The organism is Pseudomonas sp. MONT-RG-20F-20-E-7-02, from assembly GCF_022662395.1.
Classification (GTDB): domain Bacteria; phylum Pseudomonadota; class Gammaproteobacteria; order Pseudomonadales; family Pseudomonadaceae; genus Aquipseudomonas.
The window spans coordinates 184,796-201,185 of record NZ_JAKNQN010000003.1 but is presented as its reverse complement, the minus strand read 5'-3'; the positions used below and the strand labels follow the sequence as shown (position 1 = coordinate 201,185).

General features: G+C 59.0%; 15 protein-coding genes. 12 read left to right on the top strand and 3 right to left on the bottom strand.

The annotated features are described in order from the left end of the window. Positions 1 to 13: 13 nt before the first annotated feature. The gene (locus L8I05_RS09955; RefSeq protein ID WP_159954724.1) at positions 14 to 1,360 is read right to left on the bottom strand and encodes an MFS transporter; all 1,347 of its coding nucleotides are present in this window, start codon (positions 1,358 to 1,360) and stop codon (positions 14 to 16) included. A gap of 251 nt (positions 1,361 to 1,611) precedes the next feature. On the opposite strand from L8I05_RS09955, the gene L8I05_RS09950 reads away from it, so the two are divergent. The 3 genes from L8I05_RS09950 to L8I05_RS09940 all read left to right on the top strand — a co-directional run bounded on the left by L8I05_RS09950 (position 1,612) and on the right by L8I05_RS09940 (position 6,762). After that, complete coding sequence (locus L8I05_RS09950) at positions 1,612 to 1,977, top strand: YkgJ family cysteine cluster protein (RefSeq protein WP_159954723.1); 366 nt, start codon at positions 1,612 to 1,614, stop codon at positions 1,975 to 1,977. 139 nt (positions 1,978 to 2,116) lie between these two features. Then, complete coding sequence (locus tag L8I05_RS09945; RefSeq protein ID WP_242168641.1) at positions 2,117 to 4,381, top strand: bifunctional diguanylate cyclase/phosphodiesterase; 2,265 nt, start codon at positions 2,117 to 2,119, stop codon at positions 4,379 to 4,381. 203 nt (positions 4,382 to 4,584) lie between these two features. Further along, on the top strand, positions 4,585 to 6,762 hold the full coding sequence (locus L8I05_RS09940; RefSeq protein ID WP_242168639.1) for a hypothetical protein: 2,178 nt from the start codon (positions 4,585 to 4,587) through the stop codon (positions 6,760 to 6,762). Positions 6,763 to 7,054: 292 nt separating this feature from the next. Here L8I05_RS09940 and L8I05_RS09935 read toward each other — a convergent pair whose 3' ends face one another. Beyond that, positions 7,055 to 7,363, bottom strand: a complete 309-nt coding sequence (locus L8I05_RS09935) for a DUF2288 domain-containing protein (protein WP_242168637.1) — start codon at positions 7,361 to 7,363, stop codon at positions 7,055 to 7,057. Positions 7,364 to 7,703: 340 nt separating this feature from the next. Between L8I05_RS09935 and L8I05_RS09930 the strand changes: the two genes are divergently transcribed. The 9 genes from L8I05_RS09930 (at position 7,704) to L8I05_RS09890 (ending at position 15,444) form a co-directional block, all read left to right on the top strand. Further along, positions 7,704 to 8,831 carry a branched-chain amino acid ABC transporter substrate-binding protein gene (locus L8I05_RS09930; RefSeq protein ID WP_242168634.1) on the top strand — a complete coding sequence of 376 codons (1,128 nt, stop codon included), beginning with the start codon at positions 7,704 to 7,706 and terminating at the stop codon, positions 8,829 to 8,831. A 229-nt stretch (positions 8,832 to 9,060) separates the two neighbouring features. Then, on the top strand, positions 9,061 to 9,984 hold the full coding sequence (gene livH / locus L8I05_RS09925) for a high-affinity branched-chain amino acid ABC transporter permease LivH (protein ID WP_159954719.1): 924 nt from the start codon (positions 9,061 to 9,063) through the stop codon (positions 9,982 to 9,984). Further along, positions 9,981 to 11,234 carry a high-affinity branched-chain amino acid ABC transporter permease LivM gene (locus tag L8I05_RS09920; RefSeq protein WP_159954718.1) on the top strand — a complete coding sequence of 418 codons (1,254 nt, stop codon included), beginning with the start codon at positions 9,981 to 9,983 and terminating at the stop codon, positions 11,232 to 11,234. Before livH ends, L8I05_RS09920 begins: the two co-directional genes overlap by 4 nt. Continuing rightward, a complete protein-coding gene (livG, locus tag L8I05_RS09915) occupies positions 11,231 to 11,998 on the top strand; it encodes a high-affinity branched-chain amino acid ABC transporter ATP-binding protein LivG (protein ID WP_003193538.1) in 768 nt (255 codons plus the stop codon). Before L8I05_RS09920 ends, livG begins: the two co-directional genes overlap by 4 nt. A 1-nt stretch (position 11,999) precedes the next feature. Continuing rightward, the gene (locus L8I05_RS09910; protein ID WP_017844798.1) at positions 12,000 to 12,701 is read left to right on the top strand and encodes an ABC transporter ATP-binding protein; all 702 of its coding nucleotides are present in this window, start codon (positions 12,000 to 12,002) and stop codon (positions 12,699 to 12,701) included. Positions 12,702 to 12,988: 287 nt separating this feature from the next. Beyond that, positions 12,989 to 13,288, top strand: a complete 300-nt coding sequence (locus L8I05_RS09905; protein ID WP_242168632.1) for a DUF2282 domain-containing protein — start codon at positions 12,989 to 12,991, stop codon at positions 13,286 to 13,288. Between the two features lie 22 nt (positions 13,289 to 13,310). Further along, a complete protein-coding gene (locus L8I05_RS09900; RefSeq protein ID WP_242168630.1) occupies positions 13,311 to 14,189 on the top strand; it encodes a DUF692 domain-containing protein in 879 nt (292 codons plus the stop codon). After that, positions 14,186 to 14,962, top strand: a complete 777-nt coding sequence (locus tag L8I05_RS09895) for a DNA-binding domain-containing protein (protein WP_242168628.1) — start codon at positions 14,186 to 14,188, stop codon at positions 14,960 to 14,962. Before L8I05_RS09900 ends, L8I05_RS09895 begins: the two co-directional genes overlap by 4 nt. Continuing rightward, the gene (locus L8I05_RS09890; protein ID WP_159954713.1) at positions 14,959 to 15,444 is read left to right on the top strand and encodes a DoxX family protein; all 486 of its coding nucleotides are present in this window, start codon (positions 14,959 to 14,961) and stop codon (positions 15,442 to 15,444) included. Before L8I05_RS09895 ends, L8I05_RS09890 begins: the two co-directional genes overlap by 4 nt. Here the strand turns inward: L8I05_RS09890 and L8I05_RS09885 are convergent. After that, a complete protein-coding gene (locus L8I05_RS09885) occupies positions 15,435 to 16,349 on the bottom strand; it encodes a LysR family transcriptional regulator (protein WP_177016223.1) in 915 nt (304 codons plus the stop codon). The genes L8I05_RS09890 and L8I05_RS09885 overlap by 10 nt on opposite strands. Positions 16,350 to 16,390: the final 41 nt, after the last annotated feature.

Below are 16,390 nucleotides of genomic sequence, written 5' to 3'. Positions count from 1 at the left end.
CCTTTTTTGTTGATCAAGCTACAGCCGCCGCAGCCGGAACCTCCACCGCCCCCAACCCATCCTTCATGCGCTTGGCATCGCGCACAAAGCTGCGCGAGGCCTGGAACAGAAACAGCATGGTCAAGAACAGCGCCACCGGGATCAGGTACATGGCGTCATGCAACCCGACCGCCTTGTACGCTTCAGTCATCTGCGCCGCGCCATCGGCGTACATCGCCGAATGGGCAAAGTGATCCGACAACCCGCCGACGACAATTGGCCCCATGCCACCACCGAGCAAATACAACCCGGCAAAGAACAGCGCCATCGCCGTGGCCCGCAAGCGTGGCTCAACCACGTCTTGAATCGCCGTGTACACGCAGGTGTAGAAGTTATAGGCAAACAGCCAGCCCACACTGAACAGCGCCACAAACACGCCAATCTCGATGCGCCCGGCGTGCAATGCCCAGGCGGTAGTGACAGTGGAGATGATCAAGCTGCACGCCGCAAACAGCAGCCGGCCATTGGCGACACGCTGATGAATCTTGTCGGCAATCCAGCCGCCCAAGGTCAGCCCGACGAGCCCGGTAATACCCACGATCACGCCAGTGGCAACGGCCGCTTCCTGCAACGGCATGAGGAAGTAGCGCTGCAACATCGGCACCAGGAACGAGTTACACGCGTAGGTGGCGAAGTTGAAGCACAGCCCGGCCAGCACCAGCCATAGAAAGGTCGGCACCGCCAGCACGCGGCGGATCGGGCGGTCGACGCGTTCCTGGGAAACCTGCACGGTTTCGGCCGCGCCGCGCTTGGGTTCCTTGATATAGAACATGAACACCGCGAGGATCATCCCCGGCACGGCGGCGATAAAGAATGGCGCGCGCCAGCTGTCGAACGCCTTGACCATCGCGCCGATGGTGAAGAACGCCAGCAGCAGACCCAATGGCAAACCGAGCATGAAAATGCCCATGGCGCGGGCGCGGCGGTGCGCCGGAAACAGGTCGCCAATCAGCGAGTTGGCCGCCGGCGCATAGCTGGCTTCGCCAATGCCAATGCCCATGCGCACCAGCAAAAAGGTCCAGAAGCTGCCGACCATGCCGTTGATCGCCGTCAGCCCGCTCCAGGCAAACAAGCCCCAGCCCATCAGTTTGCTGCGCGAACCGGTGTCGGCCAGCCGCCCGAGCGGCAGGCCGGCGATGGCGTAGACAATGGTGAAGGCGGTGCCGATGATGCCAAGCTGGAAGTCGCTCAGGTGCCATTCCATGCGGATTGGCTCGATGATGATCGCGGGAATGGTGCGGTCGAAGAAATTGAACAGGTTGGCGAGGAACAGCAGGAACAGAATGCGCCAGGCATTCGCCGCTTGGGTCGAGTTCTGCATGGGTCCGTCTCTTTTATTGTTATGAGAGCTGCGATGCCCGATGCATCCTGCCCGGTGTCTGCAACATAGTCAGGCAGCGGCCGGTTGTCTGTAATGATTCGTAAAGCTGATAGGGCATGATTTCACCCGGCTTCACGGGACTTTACCTACGAAAATATAAGTTCACGCCCCCCTTCCCAACGGCAACGCCACGGATAGAATGGCGAGCCTTCCTGTAATACCCAATCCTACTTTTCTTATCGATGACGCCCATGTCCGAAGCCAGTCCGTGTCTGAGTTGCGGTGCCTGCTGTTCACACTTTCGTGTGTCTTTCTTCTGGGGTGAGTGCGCCTCATCGGGGGGCACGGTGCCCGATGATCTGGTGGTGCAGATCAACCCCACGCGCGTGGCGATGATCGGCACCGACCAGAAACCTGCACGCTGCTGCAGCCTTGAGGGTGAAGTCGGCAAGGGCACCCGTTGCACCATTTATGAACAACGGTCGAGCCCGTGCCGCGAGTTCGACGCGTCCTGGAGCCAGGGCGAACAGAACGTCGATTGCGATACGGCACGTGCTGCCTTTGGCCTGCCGCCACTGCAAGCGCCTTTTGAGTTGGAGTTGCCGATCAGCGCTTAGCATCAAACGCTATGGCAGGCATGCCAAAATCATTCAGAGCAAAGTGCCATTATTCCTGGCAAATCCCGCGAGGCTTCTATACTCGAGGTCATAGGCCATTGCTGAAGGCAATGACGTACTGACTTCGACGGGACATGCTATGGAATGGCTAGGTATGCATTTTTTTACCGACCTTCCGGACAGCGGGCACTTATTACTCAATTGCAGTCATAACCCCTTTCTGGTGTTGTTGGCTTACCTGGTCGCTTGCGCGGCCGGGTTCGGCACGTTGGACATGGCTGAACGCGTCGGGCATGTCGAAGACCCCACCGCCCGTCGCCATTGGCGCTGGCTCGGCGCCGGTTGCCTGGCAGGCGGCATCTGGTCGACCCACTTCATCAGCATGCTGGCGTTCCAGGCGCCTATCGCCATTCATTACGAATTGCTCATGACGTTCGCCTCGCTGGTGATCGCATTGATTGCCTCGCTGTTTGCCATGCAAACCCTCAGTCATGCCCAACTGCGCTTTCATCAGTACCTGCTGGCCTCCATCTGGATGGGCCTGGGCATTGCGTTGATGCACTACGTCGGCATGTCGGCCATGCACTCCCAGGCGCAGGTGTACTTCGACTCGGGGCTGTTCATGGCGTCGGTCGGCATCGCGATTGGCGCCAGCCTGGCCGCGTTGTTGCTGTCGTGCTACCTGCGCAACGGCGCGGGCGTGTTCCATCAATTGCTCAAATACGCCGCCAGCCTGGTGCTGGGCGCCGGGATCTTGAGCATGCACTTCACCGGCATGGCCGCCATGCGAATGCTGGTGCCGACCGGTGCTGACCTGTCGTTGCCACTGGACAACAACCCGATTCAACTCGGCCTGTCGGTGGCCGTGATTACCTTGCTGGTAATCGGCAGCAGCGTCAGCGCGGCCCTGGCGGACAAAAAGCTGCAGCACAAGGAACGCGACCTGCGCCGGGTCAACGCCCTGCTCAGCGAACTCGACCAAGCCCGCGCCTCGCTGCAACAGGTGGCACACTTTGACGCGCTGACCAGCCTGCTCAACCGTCGCGGCTTCAACCAGATCTTTGCAGAGAAAGTTGCAGAAAAAACCGCCACTCACGGCATGATGGCGGTGATCTTCCTCGATATCGACCATTTCAAGCGCATCAACGACAGCCTGGGGCATGACGCCGGCGACCAGTTGCTCACCGTGCTGGCCGCGCATATCAAAGGCTCGGTACGCAGCCACGAGGATGTGGTCGCGCGGTTTGGCGGCGATGAGTTCTGCATCCTGATCAGCATTCACCATCGCGACGAAGCGCGGCACTTGGCGCAGCGCATCATGCAGAAGATGAAAGAACCGATCGAACTGGCCGGCCGGCGCATGGTGATGACCACCAGCATCGGCATCAGCCTGTTTCCCGAGGACGGCTTGAGTTGCGAAGAACTGCTGAAAACGGCCGACCTGGCGCTTTACCAGTCCAAGGACACCGGGCGCAACAGCCTCAACTTTTTCAGCTCCAACCTGAAAACCCGTGCGTTCCTCGAACTGCAACTGGAAGAGGAATTGCGCGCGGCCCTGCGTGGCCGCAATCAGTTGGTGTTGTTTTATCAGCCGATCTTCGACATGAAGCTCGGCAAGGTCACTCGGCTGGAAGCCCTGGTACGCTGGCAGCACCCGCAACACGGGCTGCTGGCCCCGGACCGGTTTATCGGAATTGCCGAAAACAACGGGTTGATTGCCGACCTGGACCACTGGGTGTTGCGCCAGGCATGCCACGATTTGAGCCTGTTGTCCGACCGCGGCTACACCGAGTTGACCATGGCCGTGAACTGCTCGGCGCTGAACCTGGCCCGTGACGAGCTGGCGGATGAAATCGAAGCCGCCCTGCGCTTCGCCGGGATTGCCGCCAACCGCCTTGAGCTGGAGGTGACCGAAAACGCGCTGATGGGCAATATCAGCAGTACCCTGGCGCTGTTGCGGCAAATCCGCGCCTTGGGCGTATCGCTGGCCATTGATGATTTCGGCACCGGTTACTCATCGTTGGCTTACCTCAAGCGCCTGCCGCTCAATACCTTGAAGATCGACCGTTCATTTATCCAGGACATTCCCAAGTCCACCGCCGATATCGAGATCGTCCAGGCGATTATTGGCATGGCCCACACCCTGCATTTGCAGGTTGTGACCGAGGGCGTGGAAACCCAGGCGCAATTTGAGCTGCTGCTCAAGCACGACTGCGATTTCATTCAAGGCTACTTGCTGAGCCCGGCGGTGCCCTTCAGTGACATCGTTGGCGTGATGCAGGGCATTCAGATGCGCAACCCGCTCTATCCCTTCAGCGTGGAAGGCAACAAGGACGCCCCTGCGCCGAAAGAGGCCAATCCAGGCCGTATCGGTCCCCCTTCTACCGTCAGGCCAATTCGCTGACGCCGAATATTTGGCATTTAGCCATCATTTGCCTAAAGAACGCCGACGAACGGCCGATTCATCGGAGTCCGGCCAGTATTCCCCTAGCACAACTGGGGTTAAACCCGACCGGCCCGGACTCAGACGCACTGTAAAGTCGCGAACTCTCATTCAGTGATGGCTCCCTGATTTTTTTGGCCATCCGTCCAGGTACATGGCGCCCAATGACTTCCAAAAATAACTCTGCCACCGTGGTATCCGACGTGTTGCCCACCGTTCCTGCGCAAAAACCCTCAGGCTCCAAGTCATTGAGCAACGCCCGCCCGCTGGCCACCCAGCAGTACCTGTACTTCACCGAAACCAACACCGACCGCATCCTCGACAACCTCGACGGCCTGCGCGACATGGTGTTCCCCAGCCTGCCCCAGCAGGAAGGCGATGGTGATGCGCGCAGTGAGCAAGAGTTTCCGTCGGTGTGCCTGATCGGCCTGGGCCGCTGCGGCTCCAACATTGCCTTGGACGTGGCGGAGCTGGTGTACAACGCGCGCAAGTTTTACCTCAACGAGTTCAGCACTGAAGACAAGTCGACAGACAAGGGCTACAGCCCCGCCCAGTGGATTCGCAACAACCTGCGCCTGGGCGGCGGCAAGGCCACCAAGCCGGTGTTCCTGGTGGAGCCATTGGTGATGCTGGGCGATTTGGACAAGGACATCGCCGGGCGCATCCGTTTCTCGCGCAAGGGCGAAAAAAGCGGGTTCCTGCGCGACTACAGCAAAATGAAGATCATGGACCTGTCGGAGGTGCATGCCGGTGGCGCCGGTAACGCGCCGATCCTCGGCCAGTACCTGGCCAAGATCATCCTCAACAAAGACACCCAGCGTTTTTCCAGCCCTGACTGGAAGATGATCCACTCGTACCTGATCGACTCCTGTGGCATCAAGGCCAACCAGTCGCGCCTGTACTTTTCGATCTTCAGCGCCGGCGGCGGCACGGGTTCGGGCATGGCCTCGGAATTCGGCCTGGCCCAGCAGCACTCGTATATGAACAAGACGTTCGACACCAAACCGGCCGACGAGCACGACAGCAAGAGCGGCCATGCCTTTGTGTTCGAGCCGATCTTCACCAGCGGCATTTGCGTGCTGCCGAATATTTCCGATCACCGCAGCGAAATGTCCGAGGCGTTGCACATCAACGCCGGGCGGCTGTTGTGCAAATACCTGTCGGAAGAATGGGATTTCTCATACAACTTCGACAACGAAGACAGCAGCGAGGCCAGCGTGAAAGGCCGCATCCGCCCGTGGAACGCGATGATGCTGATCTCCAACGACATCATGCGTTACGCCGAAGAGAGCGATGACGGCAATATCCAGAACATTGACGTCAATGCCATGGAAAAACACGCCAACCAATACATCTCACAGCAGATCTTCAACATCCTCACCGCCCAGGCGGTGACCACTGACTACGACCAGAACTACTTCCGTCGCGCCGGCATCGACATCGGCGAAACCATCCGCCTGGATGCCAACGACCTGTTTATGAGCCTGGCCGGGCCGGTGGCGATTGCTTATGCCGAGTCCGTGGTGCCGGAAACGCCGGCGCCGTCGAACGACAAGTTCAAGGTGTTTGATAAAGAGCCACAGCGGCTCAATATCGATGACCTGTTTTTCCGCTCGATTGATTTGCCGCACTTCAACAAGGTGACCCAGGCCATCGAGGGCATCAGCCTGTTGCCCATTGAGTCCAAGCGCTACAAGGCGTCTTTGGAGCAATACAAGAATTCCGGGTATGACGCGGCGGCGCTGCATGACCTGCACTTCTTCAAGAACTGCTCGTCGGTGGTGTCGATTGTGTCTTTGCCCAAGGATTACAAGCTGTCGTACATGGACTTGAACCGTCTCAAGACCCACCTTAACAGCCTGTTTCCCAACACGACGCTCAAGCGCTATGCGTTGGTGATCGGCGCGTCGGCCAACTTGTCGCTGACCACCTTGATCGCCAAGAGCCCATGCTTGTCGGATGATTTCCTCACGTTGATCGTGGCGTTTATCAAACGCTGCTTTGCGCGCAACCCGTACCGGTTTGATGACACGCTGGATAATTCGATTCTGGATTTCATCATCCATGAGGATTTCGACGAAGGCCGGATTGATGAGCTGCTCAATGAGTTCGAGAACCCGGCAAAAATCCTGGATACCAACTGGTATGCGATCAAGCCGATGTACGAGAAGAAGTATCGCGAACTGATCAACGACAAGGAGAAGTTTGTGTCGATTAACGATATTCGCCTGTCACGGGATTGCGTGAAGAAGGCGATCAAGTATCTGCGTGAGATTTATCGTCATCGGATTGGCAAGACCAAGGTGATTTCGTTGAATAACCATACCGGCAAGACGGCTTAAACCGAGTCGCGGCCATCGCAGGCAAGCCAGCTCCCACATTCGAACGGTGGACCCCGATCAAATGTGGGAGCTGGCTTGCCTGCGATAGCGGCCTGTCAGCCACTGCATACCTGCATCTTTGCCACACCCAGAAACAATTCCCCGAGCCTTCAGCCCCGCGCCAAACTGTTCCCGTGACGCGCACGTCACCCTCACCTGTGACCTTTCTCTACGGCAAGGTGCCATCACGGCGCCAGCGGTTACTCCGCTACACACTTGCGCCGACAAAAATCACGCACCTTTTTTGTGCGCTCTATTCTTGCACTGCCCTTTCCTGGATCAGAATCCACGGTGAAACCACCACTGCCCACAAGCTCGGATCACGCTCAACCAAGTCCAATGCCCGCGTTGCAGACACCTCGCCAAGGCTCCCCGCAGCCAGCCATGCAGCGACTTTGTCGCGGTTATCCTCGGCCATTCCCTCGGCCGCCTCGATCAAATCCAGGCCGGCGTCGACCCACAATAGGGCACCCTTGGCGAAGAACGGCTCAAGCTCCTTCCAGGATATTTCGGCGGTTTCACCGAGCAGCTTGGCATAGAGGGTGCTAGGTTCTTGCGTCATGGGAATTCACCTGAAGAAAAAATCGGCGCAATCATAACGTCGTGAGCCAGGCAGAAAAACCCAGTTGCAAATGAGTCAACGATCGAAAGTGTCAGGAAAGCCAAGGATTGCCCGAAAGTCTGGCATCACCCCGCCGCAATTCTGTCTTTTTCTTTCATTAAAGCGACACCCCCGGGTTTTGCCCCCAGCAGCCAGCTTTTCAAGCGATCAACCGGCGCTCTACACTGTACCGGTACAGTTGCCAGGGCATGCCGGGGGGATATCCGAGATATCTGATCCGGTTCTGCAGCTCACAAGGCCGCTAGAACTATAAAAAATACAACAGTAAGAGTGGAGCACTATGAATAAGGCTACTAAGCAGATTTCCAAACTGTTTGCCGCTATGGTCCTGGCTGGGGTTGCCGGCCATTCGTTCGCAGCCGACACCATCAAGATCGGCATCGCCGGGCCTAAGACAGGTCCAGTGACGCAATACGGCGACATGCAATTCATGGGTGCCAAACAAGCCATCAAAGACATCAACGCCAAGGGCGGCGTAGACGGCAAGATGCTTGAGGCCAAGGAATACGACGACGCTTGCGATCCGAAACAAGCGGTTGCCGTTGCCAACAAAGTGGTCAACGACGGCGTCAAGTTCGTGGTCGGTCACCTCTGCTCCAGCTCCACTCAACCCGCGTCCGACATCTATGAAGATGAAGGCGTGATCATGATTACCCCAGCCGCTACCAGCCCTGAAATCACTTCCCGTGGCTACAAGATGGTCTTCCGTACCATCGGCCTGGACAGCGCTCAAGGGCCTGCCGCCGGTAACTACATCGCCGACCACGTGAAGCCGAAAGTTGTTGCCGTTATTCACGACAAACAGCAATACGGTGAAGGCATCGCCACTGCCGTTAAACAGACCCTTGAGAAGAAAGGCGTCAAAGTCGCTCTGTTCGAAGGCATCAACGCTGGCGACAAAGACTTCGGCTCGCTGATCCAGAAGCTCAAGCAAGCCAACGTCGACTTCGTTTACTACGGCGGCTACCACCCTGAACTGGGCCTGATCCTGCGCCAAGCCAAGGAAAAAGGCGTGAACGCCAAGTTCATGGGCCCGGAAGGTGTGGGTAACGACTCCATCTCGCAAATTGCCCAGGACGCTTCCGAAGGCCTGCTGGTAACCCTGCCTAAATCGTTCGATGCAGACCCTGCCAACAAGGCAATCGTGGACGCGCTCAAGGCTGACGGCAAAGACCCATCCGGCCCGTTCGTGTTCCCGGCCTACTCGGCTGTGGAAGTGATCGCCGGCGGTATCACTGCCGCGAAAAGCGAAGACACCGCCAAAGTGGCTGCCGCCATCCACGCGGGCACCTTCAAGACCCCTACCGGCGACCTGAGCTACGACGCCAAGGGCGACCTGAAGGACTTCAAGTTCGTGGTCTACGAATGGCACTTCGGTAAACCAAAAACCGAAGTTTCCCCTCAGTAAGCCAGGCGTTACTGGTCCAACAAGCCCACTGTGAAAGCAGTGGGCTTTGTTTTACGAGGTTTATGAGCCTGTCACCCGCGATCCGGGCGCTGGCTCACCTGAAAATCTTAAAACCGTCACCAGCGGTTCGCTGGCAAACGCTTTGCGCAAATGTGCTCACAGAACACAGCGCAGGGCCGGAACATGACTCCACCAGTGAAATGCGTATCGGGTTTTTAGGAGCGCTGTAATGCCTGAGATCTATCATTTTTTCCAAACGCTGGTTAACGGCATGACCGTTGGCAGCACCTATGCCTTGATAGCCATTGGCTACACAATGGTTTACGGCATCATTGGAATGATTAACTTCGCCCATGGCGAGGTGTACATGATTGGTTCCTACGTGGCCTTCATCGCCCTTGCCGGGCTGGCCATGCTGGGTATCCATTCCCTGCCGCTGTTGATGACCGCTGCATTCCTTGCATCGATCGTCGTGACCAGTGCCTATGGCTACAGTATCGAGCGGGTTGCCTACCGTCCCTTGCGTGGCAGCAACCGTTTGATCCCGCTGATTTCCGCCATCGGCATGTCGATTTTCCTGCAGAACACCGTACTGCTGTCCCAGGACTCCAAGGATAAGTCCATTCCCAACCTGATCCCGGGGAGCTTCTCCTTCGGCCCAGGTGGCGCACAAGAAGTGCTGATTTCGTACATGCAGATCCTGGTCTTCGTGGTCACGCTGGTGGCCATGCTGGGCCTGACCCTGTTCATCTCCCGCTCCCGTCTGGGGCGCGCCTGCCGGGCCTGCGCCGAAGACATCAAGATGGCCAACCTGCTGGGCATCAACACCAACAACATCATCGCCCTGACCTTCGTCATCGGTGCTGCGCTGGCGGCCGTTGCGGCGGTGCTGCTGAGCATGCAGTACGGCGTGATCAACCCCAACGCCGGTTTCCTGGTGGGCCTCAAGGCCTTCACCGCAGCGGTATTGGGCGGTATCGGCAGTATTCCGGGCGCCATGCTCGGCGGGCTGGTACTGGGTGTGGCCGAAGCCTTCGGCGCCGACGTGTTCGGTGACCAATACAAGGATGTGGTGGCGTTCGGCCTGTTGGTTCTGGTGCTGTTGTTCCGTCCGACCGGCATTCTGGGCCGTCCGGAGGTTGAGAAAGTATGAGCAGATATCTTAAATCAGCGTTTTTCAGCGCTTTGCTGGTATGGGCCGTGGCCTTTCCGGTACTTGGCCTCAAGCTGAGCATTGTCGGCATCAACCTGGAAGTACATGGCACCGGTCCCGTGACCCTGACCATCATCGCCTTGTGCTCGGTGCTGATGTTCCTGCGCGTGCTGTTCAGCCAGCAAGTCGGCGCCCTATTGAAGGGTAACCGTGGCCCGCTGGTTTCGCCCAAGGTCAGCCAATTCCTGACCCTGCCGCGTACCCAGCGCTACATCATCATCGGCCTGATCGTGGCCGCGTTGATCTGGCCGTTCTTCGGCTCGCGCGGCGCGGTCGACATCGCCACCCTGATCCTCATCTACGTGTTGCTGGGCCTGGGCCTGAACATCGTGGTGGGCCTGGCCGGGCTGCTCGACCTGGGTTATGTGGGCTTCTATGCCGTGGGTGCCTACACCTACGCACTGCTCTCGCACTACCTGGGCTGGAGTTTCTGGGTTTGCCTGCCGCTGGCCGGCTTGATGGCGGCCACGTTCGGCTTCCTGCTGGGCTTCCCGGTGCTGCGCTTGCGCGGTGACTATTTGGCGATCGTGACCCTGGGCTTCGGTGAAATCATCCGTCTGTTCCTGCGTAACCTCACCGATATCACCGGTGGACCCAACGGCATCAGCAGCATCCCCAAGCCGACGTTCTTCGGGCTGTCGTTCGACCGCACCGCCGCCGAAGGCATGCAGACCTTCCACGAGTACTTCGGGATCGACTACAACCCGGTGAGCAAAGTGGTGTTCCTGTACCTGGTGGCGCTGTTGCTGGCACTGGCCGCGCTGTTCGTGATCAACCGCCTGCTGCGCATGCCGATCGGCCGCGCGTGGGAAGCATTGCGCGAAGATGAGATCGCTTGCCGTGCGCTGGGCATGAACCCGACAGTCATCAAACTTTCGGCCTTCACCCTCGGGGCAACCTTCGCCGGTTTCGCCGGCAGCTTCTTCGCCGCGCGCCAAGGCCTGGTGACCCCGGAGTCGTTCACCTTTATCGAGTCGGCGATCATCCTCGCCATCGTGGTATTGGGCGGCATGGGCTCGCAACTGGGCGTGATCCTGGCCGCGATCGTGATGATCCTGCTGCCGGAAATGATGCGTGAGTTCAGCGAATACCGCATGTTGATGTTCGGCGCCATGATGGTGCTGATGATGATTTGGCGTCCTCAAGGTCTGCTGCCGATGCAACGCCCACACATGGAGCTGCGCAAATGAGCCGCGAGATCCTGAAAGTCGAAAATTTGAGCATGCGCTTCGGCGGCTTGCTGGCGGTCAACGGCGTGGCCCTGACCGTGAAAGAGAAACAGGTCGTGGCGCTGATCGGCCCGAACGGCGCCGGCAAGACCACGGTGTTCAACTGCCTCACCGGTTTCTACAAGCCGAGCGGTGGCAGCATCCTGCTGGACGGCCAGCCGATCCAGGGCCTGGCCGGCCACGAAATCGCCCGCAAGGGCGTGGTGCGCACCTTCCAGAACGTGCGGCTGTTCAAGGACATGACGGCGGTCGAGAACCTGCTGATCGCCCAGCACCGTCACTTGAACACCAACTTCTTTGCGGGCTTGTTCAAGACTCCGGCGTTCCGCAAGAGCGAACGCGAGGCCATGGAATACGCGGCGTACTGGCTGGACAAGGTCAACCTCACCGAGTTTGCCAACCGCCCTGCCGGCACCCTGGCCTACGGGCAGCAACGTCGCCTGGAAATCGCCCGTTGCATGATGACCCGCCCGCGGATCCTCATGCTCGACGAGCCGGCGGCCGGCCTGAACCCCAAGGAAACCGAAGACCTCAAGGCGCTGATCAGCGTGTTACGTGAGGAAAACAACGCCACGGTGCTGTTGATCGAACACGACATGAAACTGGTCATGAGCATTTCCGACCATATCGTGGTGATCAACCAGGGCACGCCGCTGGCCAACGGGACGCCGGAGCAGATCCGCGACAATCCTGAAGTGATCAAAGCCTATTTGGGGGAAGCGTAAAATGCTGCAATTCGAAAACGTTTCCACTTTCTACGGCAAGATCCAGGCCCTGCACAGCGTCAACGTGGAAGTGCGCCAAGGTGAAATCGTCACGCTGATCGGCGCCAACGGTGCCGGTAAATCGACCTTGCTGATGACCCTGTGCGGTTCGCCTCAGGCCCACAGCGGCAGCATCCGCTACATGGGTGAAGAGCTGGTGGGCCAGCAGTCCTCGCACATCATGCGCAAAAGCATTGCGGTGGTGCCGGAAGGCCGTCGCGTGTTCTCGCGCCTGACCGTCGAGGAAAACCTGGCCATGGGCGGTTTTTTCACCGACAAGGGCGACTACCAGGAGCAGATGGACAAGGTGTTGCACCTGTTCCCACGGCTCAAGGAGCGCTTCAGCCAACGTGGCGGCACCATGTCCGGCGGCGAACAGCAAATGCTCGCCATCGGCCGCGCGCTGATGAGCAAGCCCAAGCTGCTGCTCCTGGACGAACCGTCCCTGGGCCTGGCACCGATCATCATCCAGCAGATCTTCGACATCATCGAACAGCTGCGCAAGGACGGTGTGACGGTGTTCCTGGTGGAGCAGAACGCCAACCAGGCCTTGAAGATTGCTGACCGCGCCTACGTGCTGGAAAACGGCCGGGTAGTGATGCAGGGCACGGGCGAGCAGTTGCTGACGGATCCGAAGGTACGGGAGGCTTACTTAGGCGGTTAAAAACGGTTGCTGTAGGAACCGGATCTAAATGTGGGAGCTGGCGTGTGTGGGAGCTGGCTTGCCTGCGATTGCATCACTGCGGTGTGTCTGACACACAGCGGTGACTGCATCGCGGGCAAGCCCGGCTCCCACACACGCCAGCTCCCACATTTGCTTTGTGGCGTCCTTAAATTTTGCATGTGTTGAAATTATTTTCGTCGCGCTTGTAACGAAATTCACCCTGCTGCCTCTAGTGGAGTAAGCAGGCAATCAAGCTCGCTACCTCAACCCACTGCTGGAGATACACCATGACCACTAAACTGTCCGCCGCTACCCTGATCCTGGCCCTCGGTTCTGCTCTGAGCCTGTCCGCAATGTCCAACATGGCCCACGCCGACGACGCCAAAATGGACAAATGCTACGGCGTCGCTGAAGCCGGCAAGAACGATTGCGCCGCAGGCGCCGGCACTACCTGCGCCGGCACCTCGAAAGTCAAAGACCAGGCCAATGCCTGGAAACTGGTCCCAGCCGGCACCTGCGGCAAAACCACCAGCTCCACCTCGCCGACCGGTTTCGGCCAGGAAGCTGCCTTCACCGCCAAGTCCTGATCCCTGCGCCGCCTGAGTACTGATGATGACGCTTTTACCTCAACACACGGTCTCACCGGCTCAGGTGCCCGGCCTCCCCAAGAGGGCCGGGCTGGGGCTGAAGAACGAGCACTTCATCGAAGTGCTCGAGACCTCGCCCGACATCGGTTTTTTTGAAGTGCACGCCGAAAACTACATGGTGGCCGGCGGCCCTTTCCATCACTACCTGGGTTTGATCCGCGAGCAGTACCCGCTGTCGCTGCACGGCGTGGGCCTGTCCATAGGCGGCGAAGGCCCGTTGAACCGTGAGCACCTGGCACGGTTGGCCACGCTGATCAACCGCTATCAACCCCACTCCTTTTCCGAACACCTGGCCTGGTCCAGCCACGGCCCGGTGTTTCTCAATGACCTGCTGCCCCTGGCCTACGATGCCGCCACCCTCAACCGGGTGTGCGAACACATCGATCAGGTACAAAGCACCCTCAAGCGGCCGATGCTGCTGGAGAACCCTTCGACGTATCTGCAGTTCCAACGCTCCACCCTGGACGAAACAGACTTCATCAGCGAGATCATCCGCCGTACCGGTTGTGGCCTGCTGCTGGACGTCAATAACGTCTACGTATCGTGCATCAACCACCAACGCGACCCACTTTCCTACATCGACGCACTGCCTTTGCGCGCAGTCGGTGAGATTCATCTGGCCGGTTTTGCCGAAGACACCGACAACCTGGGTGACCGCCTGTTGATTGATGACCACGGTGCGCCCATCGATAACGCCGTGTGGCAGTTGTACGAACAGGTCCTCACGCGCACCGGCCCGGTGGCCACGCTGATCGAGCGCGATAACCAGGTGCCGGCCTTCAATGTATTGCAAGCCGAAGCCCAACACGCCGACTGGCACCTGTCGCAGGTGAACGTATGAGCCATCACACCGCGTTTGCCAATGCCTTGGTCGACCCTGGCCAGGCGTGCCCCGAAGGCCTTTTCAGCAGCAACGGCGCCGACCCGGCCAGCCGCTTTGCGGTGTACCGCAACAACGTCCACAGCTCATTGGTCAACGCACTGGCGACGGCTTACCCAGTGACGCTGCAGTTAGTCGGCGATGAGTTCTTTCGTGCCATGGCTGGCCTGTTTATTCAGGCGTGCCCGCCCACCAGCCCGCTGATCAGCGAGTACGGCAGCGCATTCTCAGCGTTCATCCAGGACTTCGAACCCGCCGCCAGCGTGCCTTACCTGGCCGATGTTGCCAGGCTTGAGCGCCTGCGGGTGCGCGCCTATCACGCGGCAGATGCCGAGCCGCTGGAGCAGCACAGCATTCTTCAAGCGCTGCAAGGCCAGACCGACCTAGGAAAACTGCGCCTGCAACTGCATCCGTCCGTAGCCATATTGAACTCCACCTACGCGGTCGTGGCCGTTTGGGCTGCGCACCAGACCGACGGCGGCGTGGCCACCTTGAATCCCTGGCACGCCCAAAGCGCGCTGGTGTTGCGCCAAGGCCTGGCAGTGAAGGTGTTCGCCATCGACAGTGGTTCGGCCGCGTTCATCCACAGCCTGAACCACTGCACAGCGTTGGAAACCGCGGTGCAGCACGCCCTCGAAGCGTCCGCCGAATTCGACCTGAACCAATGCCTGACCCTGCTGATCAGCCACGACGCCATCACTCATTTGCATCCAGAACAAAAGGTATCGCCATGAACGCATCCCCTTCATGCCTGGTTAAACGGGCCATCGCATTGTTCGAGAAAATCCCCTACAGCCTGATCGCCTTTCTCGCGCGGTTTTCCATCGCGGCGGTGTTCTGGAAGTCCGGGCAAACCAAGGTCGAAGGCTTTGCCATCGATATCATCAACGGCACATTCCAACTTGGCGAACCCAAACTCGCCGCCTCGACGCTGCCGTTGTTTCGCAGTGAATACCACGTGCCCTTGCTGTCACCGGAAGTGGCCGCGCACATGGCGGCATTTGCCGAGCACTTTTTCCCGGTGCTGATCCTGGTGGGTTTTGCCACGCGGTTCTCGGCCCTGGCCCTGATCGGCATGACCCTGACCATTCAATTGTTCGTCTACCCGGAAGCCTACCCGACCCACGGCACCTGGATCGCCTTGTTGCTGCTGTTGGTCGCCAAAGGCCCGGGCTGCCTGTCCATCGACCATCTGATCGCGCGCCGCTACCGCTGAAGACGGTCCAGGGCTTCGCCGCTGCGCTTGAACCAGTCCACCAGGTAATCGGCCAGTACCTGAGTACGGCGCGGCAAGCCGCCCTGGTAAGGGTGAACCAAATACATCGGCATGCTTCGCGTCTGATAATCACGCAGGAGCCAGCGCAATCGGCCATCAGCCAATTCCGCAGGTAAAACGTAGGACGGCAGGCGGGCGATGCCGGCGCCCACCAGCGCGGCTTTTTTCAACAGGTTGTAGTGGTTGGAAGCAAACGTGCCGCTGACCCGCACACGCAGCAGTTCATGCTGCTGGTGATACAGCCATTCTTCACGGCCGCTGTAGTGGCTGTTGAGCAAGCAGGTATGCGTGGCCAAATCCGCCGGGGTCAGCGGTTCACCGTGCTGTTCCAGGTAAGCGGGGCTGGCGCAGGTCATCTCGTGCCAGGCCAGCAGCGGCTTGGCCACCAGGCGCTCATTTTCGATAGCCCCCGAGCGCACGCCCAAATCAAAACCATCGCGCGCCAGGTCTCGGTAGCTGTTATTCAATTCCAGCTCGATCTGCACCTGCGGATACTGCTTGGAAAACTCCAGCAGCAAGCCGTCGAAGAAGGTTTCCCCCAGCGACACCGGAACCGTCATACGCACCGGTCCGGCCAAATCGTCCTTGAGTCGTGCCAATGCCTGACGGGCGCGCTCCACCTGTACCACCAGTGCCTGAGCCTGGGGCAACAACGCCGCACCGGCTGCTGTAAGGCTGAGCTTGCGGGTGGTGCGATGCAGCAACACCACGGAAAACTGCGCCTCCAATTGGCTGATGCGCTTGGACAGCTGGCCTTTGCTGCACCCCAGTTGTTCGGCGGCTACGGTGAAACTGCCGGCTTCGATCAATACGGCAAACGCCGCCAAGTCATCCATCTCGCTCATGGACTGTTTCCATTTGAAAACCAAAGGTTGCCTATTAGCAC

Coding starts and splice junctions, on each gene's coding strand:
- L8I05_RS09950 (WP_159954723.1), top strand. CDS start 1,612: ATGTCCGAAGCCAGTCCGTGTCTGAGTTGCGGTGCCTGCTGTTCACAC.
- livG (WP_003193538.1), top strand. CDS start 11,231: ATGAGCCGCGAGATCCTGAAAGTCGAAAATTTGAGCATGCGCTTCGGC.
- L8I05_RS09900 (WP_242168630.1), top strand. CDS start 13,311: ATGATGACGCTTTTACCTCAACACACGGTCTCACCGGCTCAGGTGCCC.
- L8I05_RS09930 (WP_242168634.1), top strand. CDS start 7,704: ATGAATAAGGCTACTAAGCAGATTTCCAAACTGTTTGCCGCTATGGTC.
- L8I05_RS09945 (WP_242168641.1), top strand. CDS start 2,117: ATGGAATGGCTAGGTATGCATTTTTTTACCGACCTTCCGGACAGCGGG.
- L8I05_RS09940 (WP_242168639.1), top strand. CDS start 4,585: ATGACTTCCAAAAATAACTCTGCCACCGTGGTATCCGACGTGTTGCCC.
- L8I05_RS09935 (WP_242168637.1), bottom strand. CDS start 7,363: ATGACGCAAGAACCTAGCACCCTCTATGCCAAGCTGCTCGGTGAAACC.
- L8I05_RS09895 (WP_242168628.1), top strand. CDS start 14,186: ATGAGCCATCACACCGCGTTTGCCAATGCCTTGGTCGACCCTGGCCAG.
- L8I05_RS09910 (WP_017844798.1), top strand. CDS start 12,000: ATGCTGCAATTCGAAAACGTTTCCACTTTCTACGGCAAGATCCAGGCC.
- L8I05_RS09890 (WP_159954713.1), top strand. CDS start 14,959: ATGAACGCATCCCCTTCATGCCTGGTTAAACGGGCCATCGCATTGTTC.
- L8I05_RS09905 (WP_242168632.1), top strand. CDS start 12,989: ATGACCACTAAACTGTCCGCCGCTACCCTGATCCTGGCCCTCGGTTCT.
- L8I05_RS09955 (WP_159954724.1), bottom strand. CDS start 1,360: ATGCAGAACTCGACCCAAGCGGCGAATGCCTGGCGCATTCTGTTCCTG.
- L8I05_RS09920 (WP_159954718.1), top strand. CDS start 9,981: ATGAGCAGATATCTTAAATCAGCGTTTTTCAGCGCTTTGCTGGTATGG.
- L8I05_RS09885 (WP_177016223.1), bottom strand. CDS start 16,349: ATGAGCGAGATGGATGACTTGGCGGCGTTTGCCGTATTGATCGAAGCC.
- livH (WP_159954719.1), top strand. CDS start 9,061: ATGCCTGAGATCTATCATTTTTTCCAAACGCTGGTTAACGGCATGACC.